Consider the following 15,168-nt stretch of genomic DNA (forward strand, 5'->3'; position numbering starts at 1 on the left):
TCAGCGAGGGACAACACTCGATCCGCTCAAAACGCAGGTCAAAAATGACCCAAAGCGCCGTCAATCAAATCGCCAAAAGCCAGAAATTACCGGCCAAGCACAGCAATCAAGGGTTCTTCGACCCCTCCACGTTCCATTTTTCTTCCAGAAAACTGTGTTCCGTTTGAGTGATCCAGCCCAGCCCCTGCATATCATCCAGCATCCACGCCACGTTCCCTGCTTCTGTATGGCCATGGATGTAATGTGTTTTTTCTGTAAAGCCTTCGCCACTCAAGGTTTTAAGGGTTGCGGCTTCGGGCAGGTTTAATCCTTTTTCTTCCAGCGGTGCGGCTAGGTCATGTGCAACAGTCTGCCTGTTTTCCGCATTGCGCAAAAAAATCGTGGCATCGTTCAGCGCGTTGATAATTGCTTTGCAGACATCCTGATTTTGAGACGTGCCTTGTGGCACAACAAACTGCTTTTCAATATGACGCGGCATAACGGTTTGAGAGCCACCAGCCAGAAAAGCAAGGTTTTGCAGGCATGCTTCTGTCCCCCATGGCGGGCCTACACACCCGCCATCTATGGAACCATTCATCAGGGCGCTGATAATATCAGGCGGAGGCATGACCTGAATTTCAATATCCTGCTCCATGTTCACCCCTATGGATAACAGGAACCGCTTGAGGATAAGAAAATGGGTTGAATACATATGCACAACAGAAAGCCTTGGACGGCGGCCGATTGTAGCGCGCCATGTCTCAAAGGCCTCACGTCCTTTATCCCCCGTGGGCCACTGGCCCATCAGCGGGTTGGTGCCACGCAGTATAACGGTGTTGCCCCCATAGCTTAACGTCGCAAGGGGCTTGAGTGCTGGCATATGCCCACGCCTGCCCAAAGAGGTCATCATAGCCAGTGGCGCAAACATAATGGCGGCATCCAGCGTTTTCCAGACCAGACCATCTGCGATATTGGCCCATGAGGGAGAAACTACCAGTTCCGTCCTAAGCCCGTATTGTGCAAACAGGCCCGCATTATGGGCAAGCATAACGGGCGCACTATCAGACAGGCGCAACAACCCGATACGGAGAGGTCTGGTCATGGTGTGTCGCTTTTCTGCTGCGCGGCGAGGTACTGGGTGGCCACGGTGACAATACGCTGGGATGTTTGCATTGCCCGCCCTCTGAACCAGCGATATGCCTGTGTTTCATTTGTTTTTTCATTTTTCATGAACAGCTTTTTGGCCTGATCAATAATCCTGCGCTCTTCAATTTCCTGCTGTGCGGCACTGAGTTCCGCCCGCGTGCGCTGAAAACGCGCATAGAGCGCAATGGCTGCACGGAGCAGCGGCTTAACATCATCCGGGGGGGCATCCAGAACATTGTAGGAGCATACCCCAGTATCAAACGCGGTTTCCATAAGGTCCACATCGTCCTCATCCACAAACAGGGCAATGGGCCGTTCCAGTGCTGGAACAGACAGTGCGCGCACGCTATCCAGCGCATCACGGTCTGCGCGGGCCATGTCCACAAGCACAACATCGGGGTAGTACTGGTGCACGGCTTCTATCAGGCTCATGCCAACAGGAACGGACTGTACATCAAGCGACGGGTCCGCCCGCAGCGTATCGGACAAGGCCTTTGCCCGTCCGGGGTTTTCATCGGCAACCAGCACCTTGATGGGGGTGCGCATGGGGGATGGGGCAGGATATTTATCCATTAATAAATATCTCGCAGGTAGCGGCCCCCTCTGGTCAGCCCGGCAACGTAATCATCTGCCTGGCTTGCTGACATGGCCCCATGCTGTGCCACAATACGGCGCAATGCGGCATCCACATCACGCGCCATACGCGCCGCATCTCCACAGATATAAATGAAAGCCCCGGCCTGCAACCAGTTCCATAGCTCTGCCCCGGCTTCCTCCATCCTGTCCTGCACATAGATCCGCTTGGGTTGATCACGCGAAAATGCGGTATCAAGCCGTGTCAGGCACCCGGTATGCGCAAAGCGGGCCAACTCCTCCTGATAGTAAAACCCTTCCTGAGCGTGCCGTTCGCCAAAAAATAGCCAGTTGCGCCCTGTTACGCCAAGGGCTTCACGCTCCTGCAAAAAACCGCGGAATGGCGCAATACCCGTGCCGGGGCCGATCATGATCACATCCGTCCCGCCATCTGCGGGAAGATGGAAATGCGTTGTGGGTTGAACAAAAACCGGCACATCGGCCCCGGCGGGCAACCCGGCAAGCCAGTTTGTGCACACACCGGGCCATGGGTCGTTATTCACGCCCACAGTCAGTTCCACCACCCGCCCCGACACGAGCGGGGAAGAGGCTGTGGAATAAAGCCGGGGCTGCATCCTGCGGAATAGGGCGGGCACATCCTGTGCTGCAACATCAAGGCGGGCCGCCTGCAACAGTTTGGGCAGGTAGCTGCTTTCGGTCCGGCCAAGTGCGTGCAGCATTGCCGGGTTGGGGCGTGCCAGATCAAAATGGCGCAACAGGGCATCGTGCAGCCCAACGGTGCCTGCGCCCTTTAGGGTCACGGGAGTATCCGCTGGCAGACCCAGTGCCGCCAGAGTGGTTTTGACAACCTCCACAGCGTTGCAGGGCCATATCCCCAGCGCATCTCCGGGCTTCCAGTCCAGGCTGCTCTTGCCCAGGTCCAGGCCAATACGGCGTGTATCCTTGCTGGCAGCGCCCTGACACAAACGTTCGTTCAGTGCAAGGCGGGCAATAACCGGCGCATCCCTTGTGCCAACTCTGGGCTCGGGCAGCGTGGTGGCGGGTGCGGCCTCCCCTCCGGGGGGTGGGGCCACTGGGGGTGTTGTGCTGTCCAGCACAGCCAGAAGCTGGCCACGCCAGACTTCTACCGTATCCTCAAAATCCGGTTCGCAATCCACGCGGTCCATGATCATACAGGCACCCAGTTCCCGCAGGCGGCCATCCAGCGCACAGCCAAACCCGCAGAAACTGGCATAGGAGGAATCCCCCAACGCCAGAACCGCGCAGGAGAGGCCTGTCAGTGCCTCCTTACGCGCACGCAGGGTGTCCCAGAATGGGGTTGCACAATCGGGGGGATCTCCATCCCCAAAGGTGGAGACAACAAAAATAGCCTTCCCCTGCCCGAGGTCCGCATCCTTGCAGTGATCCAGACAGGCGAGTTCCACCGTATACCCGGCCTCCCGCAGCCAGACAGCCACGGTAGCGGCCAGCGCCTCCGCCCGACCAGTCTGCGATGCCCACCAAACCCGGATGCTCTGCCGCACGGCAAGAACATTCGGGGGCAAAGGCTGGGCACACGCCTCCCCCACACGGCTGAACAGGCCCGCTAGTAGGCCGTTTACATAACTCCGCGCCTCCACAGGCAAGGGAGCGGATGCGGGTACATCCGGCACCAGACCGGGTTGTGGGGGCACCATACCCAACCCTTCCAGAAAACCTTTCAGCCATATTCTGGCCTGTTCGGGCAAATCTGGCTGGAGGGCAGGATCATCAAGGGAGAAATGACGCATCAGGGTATCAAGCGGCATAGGGGCACTTCCTTCTTCCTGACGGGGGGCTGAGGGCGGCACGACATCTAGCGCAACCCGCTCCAGCTTAACGGCACAGAGCTTGAAGCCGGGCTGGAGGGAGAGCGGGTCCACATCATCCGATGTAACCGCATTAACGGCCATGTCCGGGCCAAAGCGGTCATTCCAGTGGAATGGGGCAAAGCACTGCCCCGCCCCCACGCGCTGGCTGATTTGAACAGGCAGAACAATGTGCCCACGGCGGGACGTCACCCTGACACGATCATCCGCCTGCAACCCAAGTAACTGTGCATCCTGCACCGAAACCTCCACAAATGGACCGGGATTCAGGCGGTTCAGGCTGGCAACACGGCCTGTTTTGGTCAGGGTATGCCACTGGTGTTGCAGTCGGCCACTGTTGAGCACAAAGGGGAACTGCTCATCTGGCCATTCCTGCGGGCGCATCCACGGGCGCGCGTAAAAAATCGCACGCCCATCGGGGGTGGGAAAAACCGGTAGCACCTGCCCGGCCGGTACATAGCGCACCGGGTGGCGGGCCTGCGTGTCCCCCACAGGGGCAGGCCACTGCACCGGACCCTGGCGCAGGCGCTCATAGCTCACTCCGGCGCAGTCATAGCCAGTTTTGGGGTTTGTAAAACGGCTGAGTTCAGCAAACACTTCAGCGGCGGAGGTAAAGGAAAAACCCTGCTCAAACCCCATGGCGCACGCAACACGGGCAATAAGCTCCCAGTCGGCCAGTGCTTCCCCCGGTGGAGCGACCGCCTTTTGTGCCAAGGTCATGGTCCGGTCGGAATTAACCTGCACGCCATCCGCTTCTGCCCAAAGGGCAGCTGGGAGCAGACTATCGGCAAATCCTGTGGTTTCACTATCTGCAAAAGCGTCCTGCACAACCACGTAATCCGCTTTTTCCAATGCCCGTATGACATGGCCGCGATTGGCAACAGTGGCCACAGGGTTGGTGCAGATAATCCAGCAGGCTTTTATGCGGCCTTCTTCCATGGCCTCAAACATGGCAATGGCGCCATTGCCCCCCACATCCCGCAGGGTGCCGGGGGGGAGCTTCCACTGCGCCTCCACAAACGCGCGGTCTTCCGCCACCAGCGCGCTGCGCTGCCCCGGTAGCCCCGGCCCCATGTAACCCATTTCGCGCCCCCCCATGGCGTTGGGCTGGCCGGTCAGGGAAAACGGGCCGCAACCGGGTTTGCACAGCGCGCCTGTGGCAAGGTGCAGGTTGCATAGCGCATTGGTATTCCATGTTCCCGCAACGCTCTGGTTCAGCCCCATGGTCCACAGGCTCATCCAGTCCCCGGCCTGAGCAATCCAGCGGGCGGCGGTCATAATATCTGCAACAGGCAGGCCGGTTATTTCGGCAACAGTGCTGGGCGCATACTCTGCCAGAAATGCAGGCATGGCATCCCACCCACAGGTTGCCTGCGTGATAAACTGTTTGTCTATGTCTCCATTTTCAACAAGAATATGCAAAAGGCCATTCAGCAAGGCCAGGTCTGTTCCCGAGCGGATGGGCAGATACAGGTCCGCCTTTTCCGCCGTGGCCGTTTTGCGTGGGTCCACCACAATCAGCTTGGCCCCGACCCTTTTCCGCTCCATCAGACGCAGGAACACGATCGGGTGGCAATCGGCCATATTGGACCCGATGACAAAAAACAGGTTGGTGGTGTCTATATCCTCATAACTGCCCGGTGGTGCGTCTGCCCCGAGCGAGAGCTTGTAGCCTGTACCTGCCGCTGCCATGCACAGGCGGGAATTGGATTCTATATACTGGCTTCCAACATACCCTTTTGCCAGTTTGTTAATGAGGTACTGTGCCTCCACAGACATCTGACCGGACACATAAAACGCAATTGCGTCCGGCCCATGTGTATCCAGAATACTCCTTAACCTTGCTGCCGTTTTGTCAATAGCCTGTTCAAGCGGAACCGCCACGACATCCGCCCCACGTTGCGGGCGCAACAGGGCCGTTTTTAAACGCTCCTGCGCATATAAAGGCTTATCGCACGAACTACCTTTTGTGCATAAACGGCCGGCATTGGCAGGGTGCGCGGCATCACCCCGCACCTTTGCAATTTTTCCATCCTTTACATCCAGAATAATCCCGCACCCTACGCCACAATACGGGCAGACAGAACGGAATGAAGTATCAGGCATGGCCACGTCAGGCTGGTGTCAGTTCAGGCGTGCCCTGTCCGGCGCGCACCCGGATCTGCACCTTGCCATCCACCAGCCGTGCATCCCATGTGCGCAGCCGGACAGATGCATCCTCCAGACACTGGCCATCTTCCAGACGGAAGTGCTGCTTGTACAGTGGTGAGGCCACAACCCGCTGCCCCTTGAGCTCCCCTATCAGCCCCCGGCCAATAATATTGGCATGCGAAAACGGGTCATGGTTATCTAGCGCATACACACAGGCGGGCTCAACCTGCGTGGCCGGAACATAGAACAGGGCGACCTGATTACCCTCGCACCATGCGACCACACCGGATTTTTCCACAAGGTCCGTTTGCGCGCACAGTTCCGTCCATGCCTGCGGGCCTGCAAGGCTCCCTGCCTCGGGCAGATTGGCAGCAGGCCTGACCTGATCACGCTCGGCCACGGTGCGAATGTTGGGGTCTGGGCGGGCATCATTTACAAATGTGCGGAAGCGCTTGAGTTTGTCCTTGTCACTCAGTGCGTCCCGCCATTCGCAATGGTAGCGGTCCACCACCAGTTGCATCTGGCGTTCCAGCTCTTCGGCAATGCCAAGACTGTCGTTGATGATCACGTCCTTGAGGTAATCCAGCCCACCTTCCAGATTTTCACGCCAGACAGAAGTCCGCTGGAGTTTATCGGCCGTGCGGATATAGAACATGAGAAAACGGTCTATATATTTTATCAGAGTTTCTGAATCGATGTCGGTTGCAAACAGTTCCGCATGGCGCGGCCGCATGCCGCCATTACCGCAGACATAAAGGTTCCAGCCGTTTTCTGTGGCGATAACCCCCACATCCTTGCTTTGTGCCTCCGCACATTCACGCGTGCAGCCAGAAACCGCAAACTTGAGTTTGTGGGGCGAGCGCAACCCCTTATAGCGGTTTTCCAGATCAAGGGCCTTGCCCACACTATCCTGCACACCGTAACGGCACCATGTGCTCCCCACGCATGATTTTACGGTGCGGGTAGACTTGCCGTAAGCCTGCCCCGTTTCAAACCCTGCATCGAGCAGTTCGGTCCAGATTTCTGGCAGCTGGTGCAGTTGCGCGCCAAACAGGTCGATCCTCTGCCCACCGGTAATTTTGGTGTAGAGATCATATTTTTTTGCAACCTGACCAAGCACGATCAGCTTGTCCGGTGTAATTTCTCCCCCGGCTATACGTGGCACAACCGAGTAGGTGCCGTTCTTTTGCATATTGGCCATGAACGTGTCGTTCGTGTCCTGCAGGGGAATATACAGCGGGTCGGTTATGGGCTTGTTCCAGGCCGAAGCCAGAATGGACCCAACCGCAGGTTTGCAAATGTCGCACCCCAGACCGCCATGGCCATGCTGCTGCATCAGCTCTTCGAATGTCTGGATACCGTGCACCCGGACCAGAGAATACAGTTCCTGCCGGGTATGGGAAAAATGCTCGCACAGGCTGCGATCAACCGTAATGCCACGGCTTTCCAGTTCCGTTTCAAAAACACTTTTCAAAAGGGCGGCACACCCGCCGCACCCTGTGCTGGCTTTTGTGGTCTGCTTGAGTTCCCCCAGATCAGTGCATCCGGCATCTAATGTTGCGCAGATCGCCCCTTTGGTCACGTTATGGCATGAGCAGACCATGGCCGTATCGGGCAGGGCATCGGCCCCCAGCAGTTCCGCCCCTTCCCCACGCGGGAGAATAAGTGCTGCCGGGTCGGCCGGGGGTTTGATCGCGTTTTGCACGTACTGGAGAATGGTGTCGTAATACGAATTATCCCCCACCAGCACGGCACCCAGAACACGGGTACCATCCCCAGACAGCACAAGCCGCCTGTAAGTGCCATCTGCCTCGCCTATAAAGCGGTAGCTCCTACTCCCCGGTGTTGCCCCGTAGGCATCGCCAATGGAGCCTACATCCACACCCTGCAATTTGAGCTTGGTGGACATGTCCGCCCCGGTAAAAGCGGCTTCCTCGCCTGCCAGAATGGACGCAACCGTGCGGGCCATGGCATAGCCGGGCGCAACCAGACCAAAAACCTGCCCCTGCCAGGAGGCACATTCCCCAACGGCAAAAATAGCTGGGTCTGACGTGCGGCAGCTCTGGTCAATCACAATACCGCCGCGTGCTTCCACCTCCAGCCCGCACTCACGCCCAAGCTGGTCCTGCGCACGAATACCGGCGGAAAACACCACCATATCGGTTTCAAGGAACGTATCATCTGCAAAAATCAGGCGGTGCCGGCAGGTCTGCCCCGGCACAATCTGCTTTGTGGCGTGGGATGTGCGCACATCTATCCCCAATGCCTCGATCCGGCATTTGAGCGCATCCCCGCCTTCCTTATCCAACTGGGCAGACATAAGGTGCCCGCCAAGCTGGATAACGCTTGTGTGCAGGCCCAGTATTCTCAGGGCATTGGCGGCCTCCAGCCCAAGCAGACCACCCCCGATAACCGTGCCGTGCTGTGCACCCTGTGCTGCTGCGCGGATAAGGTCCAGATCTTCCAGATTCCTGTAAACAAGCCCTGCCGTACCGGTATTTCCGGGCACCGGAGGCACAAAGGGGGTGGAGCCGGTTGCCAGAATCAGGGTTGTGTACTGCAAAGCGCCTTCTGCACTGTGTACGGTCTGTGCCTGCCGGTCTATGCTGCTCACACGTACCCCACGGTGCAGGGTAATGCCGTGTGCTGCATGAAAATCTTCCGCATGCAGGCGCAGGGCCAGCGCATCCTGCCCGGTCATGTATTCGGTCAGGTGCACACGGTCATATGCATCGTACAGTTCCTCGCCAAATACGTGGATTGCGCAATTTTCGTGCAGGCCGTGCATGACCAGCTGTTCTGCACAGTAGTGCCCCACCATGCCATTGCCGATGATAACGATAGTGCCGGTAGTGGCCATGGTCAGTAACTCCTCGCAATTTGGGAACAGGGGGTGACAATGCAAATGCCCATATGCGCGCAAGGCTGCCCGGAAGCGTGCAACCGCCCCCGCAGGAGGCGTACACACAGGGAAAGACGCATGTTACAGAAAACAGAATGGGAAAAACTCTGCACCATTATGGAACGGTTCCTACATTTGCACTGTGTGCAAACACGCCTTGTTCAGGCCAAGGAGCCGCCGTTGACCCCTGAACAACTCGCCGTTAACCCGTTACCACCGCCGTTGACGGTAACTGTTATGGGATGCTTCCAATTAGTTCCTTACACGAAATAAAATAAATAGGGAACCACATATTACGCCAAAAGCTGCCCCGGCTCATGGCATACGGACCTAGAACTTGAACTCCATGGTCTGCATATAAAACATGCTGCTTTTGGCCCCGGCCTCCCGCATACCGTGGGATGAGGCAAAACCTGCAATATCGTGCATCCATGTAAAATGTGGGGCAAAACTCCAGGCAACCTGCACCTGGGGAGAAACACCAACAAAGCCTCCATGCAGGTTATTGCGCCAGGCATAGGTCTTGCCTGTTCCGTAAACGGCGTCCTGTGTGCTCTCGCGCCAGAAGGCAGGCACGTGCAGCCTCAGGCGCAGGTTGGGTTTGGGAGCGGCTGTAATTAGCGGGCCAACCCCCACAAGGTTCTGGGATGTCAGGGCGAGTGTAACATCGTTATAATATGGCAATGCGACATACGGTGTTGCAAAAGTGCCAACTGCACCATTCTTGCTGTTGTAATTCCCGCCGGAAAACACATCGGCCTGAATCCCGAAAGAGGGTTTACCCAGAAGGTTTTTTGCATTCCAGCTAATACTGCCGTTAACCGCAAATGCCCGGACCGGACGGGTTTGTGCATCCTTTTGCGCGGGACGAAACTGCCCACCCTGAAAAACCCCGGTCAGATTAACATCAAACGGACCGGCATTCCCCCATAAACGCCCGCCTATATTATCCCGGCGGGTGGAGCCTGCTTCCGTCTTGCCTGCCTGAGCAAGAGGCAGGGCCGCATTGGCACCGTTAAACAGGTAGCCAAGAAAAAACACATCGGCAAAAAGCTGGCTCTTCTGCTTCATAAAAGAAAATGATGGCAGTGCCGTGGATGTGTAGGCGCCATACATGCGGGCATTGTAACTTGTGCCATCTGCAAACACATCAATCGGCTTTTTATTGGTCTGCATGAAGTCAAACAGATCAACACGAAAGGACTTCCACACCGCGTAGCCCCGCACGCCATCCCATGTCTGCTGCACGTTAGGCAGGTCACGGGCCGACTGCATGGAAACCGGCGCATCCACAAATACCTGCCGCCCGCCAATAACCCCCATGCTCGCCCCCAGCAGATGCTCCTTTACCTCCAGAATCCCCTGCTGAAGGTCCAACCGCTCGCGCTGTGTGCCTGCCTGATATCCGTAGTAATTGGAGCCACCGGCCACACCCCACAAAAACTCGGCGTATGCGCGCACATGTTCACCGAGATGCAGGTCTGCACCATACATGTTGCGCAACAGCACGCGGTTGGCATTGGTTTTGCCTGCGGTGCCCATCATGGGCTGGTTTTCAAACACATAGCGTAGCCGCTCCTCCCCGCTCAGGGAGAGCCAGATACTGCCTGTGGTGTTCAGGCGTATGTATTTAAGGCGATTGAACCAGTCCTTATTTCTTTTTGATACCGGAACATTTGCGAGATCGCTCCAGTCTTCGGCCCAGCGGACCTGCCCAAAGCCTGCCATTGTTCCAAAGCCGCTGGCAGCCTGCTTGCCTGCGTTGAAGACCCCCCAATCCTGTGTATGGGGGATGTGCCCCGCCGCTTTTGCGGGTTTGGGCGTGTTGTTTTTCTCCACCGCCACAATGGTCTGGAGTGCAGTCGGGGCTGTATCCTGCGCGGGTGCACTGGCGGCCTGCGCCACGGCGGGGTGTATCCCCACAGTGCCCAGCAGCACAGCCGCATGAACCGAGATTGGCCAGGTCTGAAAAAGGGCGCACCGGGGGCGCACGCGATTCTTGTTCAAGGTCACGTGTCATAATCCGTGGCTGTAAGGAGGATCAGGAAATTGCGGAAAGGCCGGTCGTGTCACACCCATGTGCATCGGCTGGTTTGTTCCAGCTTCTGCGACAGATGGAGACGCAGACAAGAGCCACCAGAGCGATACCGGCAAAAGCCAGAAACCCCAGACTATAAGACCCCGTTGCCTGCCGTGCGGCTCCCAGAGAGGAGGCCAGATAAAACCCGCCAACCCCACCACTCATGCCGACCAGCCCGGTCAATATGCCCACCTGCTGTGCAAAACGTGTGGGAACAAGCTGGAAAACGGCACCATTCCCCAGCCCCAGCACCAGCATGCCCGCAAAAAAAGCGGGGAACGCCAGCCAGATCGTAGGCAGCCCAAAACCGATCAGGCCAAAAATAACGGTTGCGGCCCCATAGAGTATGCACAGCGCACGCTCGCCCCCAATACGGTCTGCCAGTGCGCCACCCAGCGGGCGGATAAAGGAACCAGCAAACACCACCAGCGCGGTGCAGCTCCCAGCCACTGCGGGGGAAAGGCCATACTGGTCATTAAAATAAATGGTCAGGAAGGAGGCCAGCCCAACAAAGCCGCCAAATGTTACGCCGTAAAAGAACATCAGAGCCCAGCAATCGGCTTTTTTCAAAACCGGGAGCCACGCCACAAGGCCGGCACTCGGGCGGCGGGGTGGTTCTTTGGCAAGGTAGATAAAGGCACACAACACAAGAACAAGCGGCAGCGTGGCCAGCCCGAACACGTTGGTCCAGCCATAAAGGGCCGCAAGCCCGGGCGCGAACAGGGAGGCAAGCGCCGTGCCGGAATTACCAGCCCCGGCAATACCGAGTGCCGTGCCCTGATACTGCGGAGGATACCAGCCAGATGCCAAAGGCAGAGCAACAGCAAAGGAAGCCCCAGCCACACCCAGAACAAAAGCTACGGGAAACAGACCGGCATAGCTGTGTGGTGCCAGCACCCACGTAGCGGAAAGCCCCGCAATAACAAAGGACTGCATGCCTATGGCAACACGACGCGGGCCATAATGGTCAACCAGTGCGCCAGCAACAACCCGCAGCAAAGCACCTGCAAGCACAGGCATGGCCACCAGAAGCCCCTTCTGGCCGGAGTTCAGGTGCAGGTCATGTGATATGGCTATGCCAAGCGGCCCAAGCAGCACCCAGACCATGAAAGACACATCAAAATAAAGAAAAGCAGCAAGCAGAGTGCGGGGATTACCAGCTTTGAGGAAACCTCTATCCATAACACTAATACCTAGTGCCGGGCTAAACGTCAGGCACGCCCACCATGGGCAAGAAGGCCATCATTGGCCCCCAATGTAGATATCATCATGACCTTATGGATCGAATGCCAGCGTTGACATTTACCAGATCTGACCAAAGGATGACGGCATATAATTCCGATGTCAAAATGTTTCTGTGCGCAGGCGACATCCTGGCAGGATGCTGTTTGTTTTTTGCCACACAGGCCGCGCAAGGTGCCGAGCGCGGTGAAGCGGTTGAGTATGGCGACACGGACGTGAAACTCTGTGATCTGACGGTTAAAATCCCTTGCTGACAGGCGTTGGCCCAGCAGCTTGATGCAGTGCATTTTCGCCTCGACGCGGCTTCGTCGATGGTATCCGCTCCACCATCGCCAGATGGTCCGCCCCAAACGGTCTGCCCCCCGCAAGGCCTCATTGCGGGCGATCGCGCCGGATGTTGTGGGGCTCCATGGTTTTGCGTTCTTCCGAGGAGGAATAATGGCCTGCGCTCCACGTTCGGCAATGGTTTCATGACATCGTCGGGCGTCGTAAGTACCGTCAGCTGTGACACTGGTGATATCTTCATCTTCGGGGATCTGAGCCAGGAGCACCGGCAGGATCGGCGCGTCACCAACATCCTTCCCCGTCATTTCAACGGCCCTGATTTCCAGAGACCCTTCATCGATAGCAATATGAAGCTTGCGCCATATCCTGTGCTTTGACGCCCCGTACTTACGGGAGTGCCATTCGCCTTCTCCCTCGACTTTGATCCCGGTGCTGTCGATTAGAAGATGAAGCGACCCATCGGAACCGCGATAGGGGATGTCGACCGTCAGGGATTTCTGCCGACGGCTGAGCGTGCTGAAATCCGGCACCGACCAGTCGAGGCCTGCCAGCCGCAGGAGACTTTCAACAAAACCGGTCGTCTGCCGTAGGGCAAAACCAAACAGAACTTATCAGTGTTAGACAGGTGTGGATCGCAGCTACGCTATAACTCTGCCGCCGTCCCCAATGTCCGGTCGGAAGGCCTTCCCAGACCATCGACGGATCAAACCACACCGTCAGTGAACCGCGCATCTTCAGCGCCGAATTGTAGGAGGACCAGTTCGTCGCGCGGTATCGTGTCGGCTGCGGCTTGCTCATCTCACCTAGCTACCAGAATGGATTCACGCCGTGAATCCCTCGCCACTATTTGCGCAACAAAGCCGGTTTTTAACTAACAAAAAAAACACTGACTGCCTCAGGGTTATTAATATTGACGTTGATATTTTCCCAAAATCGAATGGGTTATTCATGGAGCGCCTTAAAGAACTCGAAAGCCTAGCAGCCTCGATAAGCAATGACGCCGCCCAGTTCGTGCCGCTGCAAAACAATAGTTTTGCAGCCGTTGTAGTAATTGCCCTATTGCCAGTTGTCTGGCCGCACCTCAACGATCATCTATGCTCTGCCCTTCAGTGCAATACCGCTGCATGGAGGGTTCGAAAAACCCTCTGGTTTTGAGGTCTGCTCTGTGATTCCATTTCCCCTTAGTTGATTGGAGTATGGATCATGAAGCAGGCAGGATTTTTTGACGTTGAAGAGCGGCTTGCCCGGTTGAGCGGGCTTGGTGATCAGCTCGAAGCATTTTCCCGGACTGTTGATTTTGAAGTCTTCCGCCCTGACCTGGAGAAGGTACTGGCGTATTCTGACGGAAGCAAAGGCGGACGACCGCCATTTGATCCGGTGCTGATGTTCAAAATTCTGGTGATCCAGACGCTCAACAATTTGTCTGATGAGCGGACGGAATATCTGATCAACGATCGCCTCTCCTTTATGCGTTTCCTTGGTCTAGGGCTGTCGGACCGGGTGCCTGATGCCAAAACGGTCTGGCTGTTCCGTGAGCGCCTGACCCAGGCGGGAGCGATCGAGGGTCTGTTCAATCGCTTTGATACGATCCTGCGCAGCGCTGGCTATCTGCCGATGTCGGGCCAGATCCTGGATGCAACGCTGGTGGCTGCTCCAAAGCAGCGCAACACGAACGCCGAGAAAGCCGATCTCCGGGCAGGCCGTATTCCTGAAGACTGGCAGGACAAGCCATCCAAACTGTCGCACAAGGACAGGCATGCACGATGGACGCTGAAGTTCACGAAGGCGAAGCGGCAGGATGATGGAACCATGCCATCCAGCGATCTTGCCATCCCGTTCTTTGGCTACAAATCCCACGTCTCCATCGATCGGAAGTTTCGGTTCATCCGCAAATGGAAGACGACGGATGCCGCCGCCAGTGATGGTGCGCGATTGCGAGAAGGGCTGCTGGATAAAACCAATACGGCCTCAAGCGTCTGGGCAGACACGGCCTATCGCTCAAAAGCCAATGAGGACTTCATGGAGGAGCAGGGCTTTGTCTCGAAGGTTCACAGGAAAAAGCCGCATCTCAAGCCTATGCCCAGACATATCCAGAAATCCAACGCCGGAAAGTCCGTTATCCGGTCGCGTGTCGAGCATGTCTTTGCTGATCAGAAATCACAGACCGGGCTGTTCGTCCGAACCGTCGGCATAACGCGGGCCACCATGAGGATCGGGTTGGCCAATATCGTCTATAATATGCGTCGCCTCCTCTTCCTGGAACGGATCAGCGCGAATGCATAGCAATCCAGCGGGGGGCAGCACTTGATCTGCTCAAAACGCAGATCGAAAACGAACCTAAAAGTAGTCAATCAAATCGCCAAAAACCTGAAATCACCAGCCAAGCGTATCAATCAAGGGTTCTTCGATCCCTCCACCTCGAAATAGCCACGATAAACCACAAAATAATTTTCTGTCTTTATTTAATTACCATTATTTCTATGGTGCTGTTGGCCGCTGATCTATTAATTCCCATAAATTCCCGAGGCTAGGCATAAACGCTCTGCTTCTGCCATGGCGTCTTCAAGCCTTGCGTAGTCTGGCTCCCAACGATGAAACAGCCCCTCGGCCGGGTCCACATCCAGAACAATAGGATCGGCGTTCTCTCCCAAGCGTGGTCGCCCCCGCTTACGCCCCGGAGCCCATTTTTCCCTTACGCCAACCGCTTCACGGAGCGGGGCGAGGTCTTTCAACGCAAAAAGCCGCCGCGCTGAACGCCGGGTCACATCGACGACCAACCCCCGCTTAACAAACCGTTCCAGCAGGACACAGGCGGCCTGAACCGACACCGACAGCCGCGCGGCCAGGGTCGTCGCTGAAATCACGGGATGGGCAGCAATGATGTCGATGGCCAGAGCCGCTTTCGAATTACGCCGCTGATCACCGGCCTGCGCCCGCGCGTC

8 protein-coding genes and 2 pseudogenes are annotated in these 15,168 nt (G+C 56.8%); 2 read left to right on the top strand and 8 right to left on the bottom strand.

Annotated features, from left to right (window positions below; all coding sequences use genetic code 11):
- Window positions 1-106: 106 nt before the first annotated feature.
- The 7 genes and pseudogenes from J2D75_RS13630 to J2D75_RS13660 all read right to left on the bottom strand — a co-directional run.
- Window positions 107-1,081, bottom strand: coding sequence for an ABC transporter substrate-binding protein (locus J2D75_RS13630; RefSeq protein ID WP_207855348.1), 975 nt, complete (start codon window positions 1,079-1,081; stop codon window positions 107-109).
- Window positions 1,078-1,698 carry an ANTAR domain-containing response regulator gene (locus J2D75_RS13635; protein WP_086646655.1) on the bottom strand — a complete coding sequence of 207 codons (621 nt, stop codon included), beginning with the start codon at window positions 1,696-1,698 and terminating at the stop codon, window positions 1,078-1,080. Before J2D75_RS13635 ends, J2D75_RS13630 begins: the two co-directional genes overlap by 4 nt.
- On the bottom strand, window positions 1,698-5,672 hold the full coding sequence (locus J2D75_RS13640; RefSeq protein WP_207855349.1) for a bifunctional nitrate reductase/sulfite reductase flavoprotein subunit alpha: 3,975 nt from the start codon (window positions 5,670-5,672) through the stop codon (window positions 1,698-1,700). Before J2D75_RS13640 ends, J2D75_RS13635 begins: the two co-directional genes overlap by 1 nt.
- 7 nt (window positions 5,673-5,679) lie before the next feature.
- A complete protein-coding gene (gene nirB, locus J2D75_RS13645) occupies window positions 5,680-8,577 on the bottom strand; it encodes a nitrite reductase large subunit NirB (RefSeq protein WP_207855350.1) in 2,898 nt (965 codons plus the stop codon).
- A gap of 372 nt (window positions 8,578-8,949) precedes the next feature.
- Window positions 8,950-10,611, bottom strand: a complete 1,662-nt coding sequence (locus J2D75_RS13650) for an alginate export family protein (RefSeq protein ID WP_207855353.1) — start codon at window positions 10,609-10,611, stop codon at window positions 8,950-8,952.
- A gap of 49 nt (window positions 10,612-10,660) precedes the next feature.
- The gene (locus J2D75_RS13655) at window positions 10,661-11,881 is read right to left on the bottom strand and encodes a nitrate/nitrite transporter (RefSeq protein ID WP_207855351.1); all 1,221 of its coding nucleotides are present in this window, start codon (window positions 11,879-11,881) and stop codon (window positions 10,661-10,663) included.
- Window positions 11,882-12,117: 236 nt separating this feature from the next.
- Window positions 12,118-13,024, bottom strand: a pseudogene (locus J2D75_RS13660) (IS5 family transposase); the annotation flags it as partial.
- Between the two features lie 30 nt (window positions 13,025-13,054).
- On the opposite strand from J2D75_RS13660, the gene J2D75_RS13665 reads away from it, so the two are divergent.
- Together J2D75_RS13665 and J2D75_RS13670 are read left to right on the top strand one after the other, a co-directional pair.
- Window positions 13,055-13,381: a hypothetical protein gene (locus tag J2D75_RS13665; protein WP_207855352.1), complete on the top strand. Its 327-nt coding sequence runs from the start codon at window positions 13,055-13,057 to the stop codon at window positions 13,379-13,381.
- A gap of 45 nt (window positions 13,382-13,426) precedes the next feature.
- Complete coding sequence (locus J2D75_RS13670; protein WP_207855354.1) at window positions 13,427-14,509, top strand: IS5 family transposase; 1,083 nt, start codon at window positions 13,427-13,429, stop codon at window positions 14,507-14,509.
- A 221-nt stretch (window positions 14,510-14,730) separates the two neighbouring features.
- Here J2D75_RS13670 and J2D75_RS13675 read toward each other — a convergent pair.
- Window positions 14,731-15,168: pseudogene (locus J2D75_RS13675) on the bottom strand (hypothetical protein); the annotation flags it as partial.

This window comes from Acetobacter suratthaniensis (assembly GCF_017377745.1).
Classification (GTDB): Bacteria; Pseudomonadota; Alphaproteobacteria; order Acetobacterales; family Acetobacteraceae; genus Acetobacter; species Acetobacter suratthaniensis.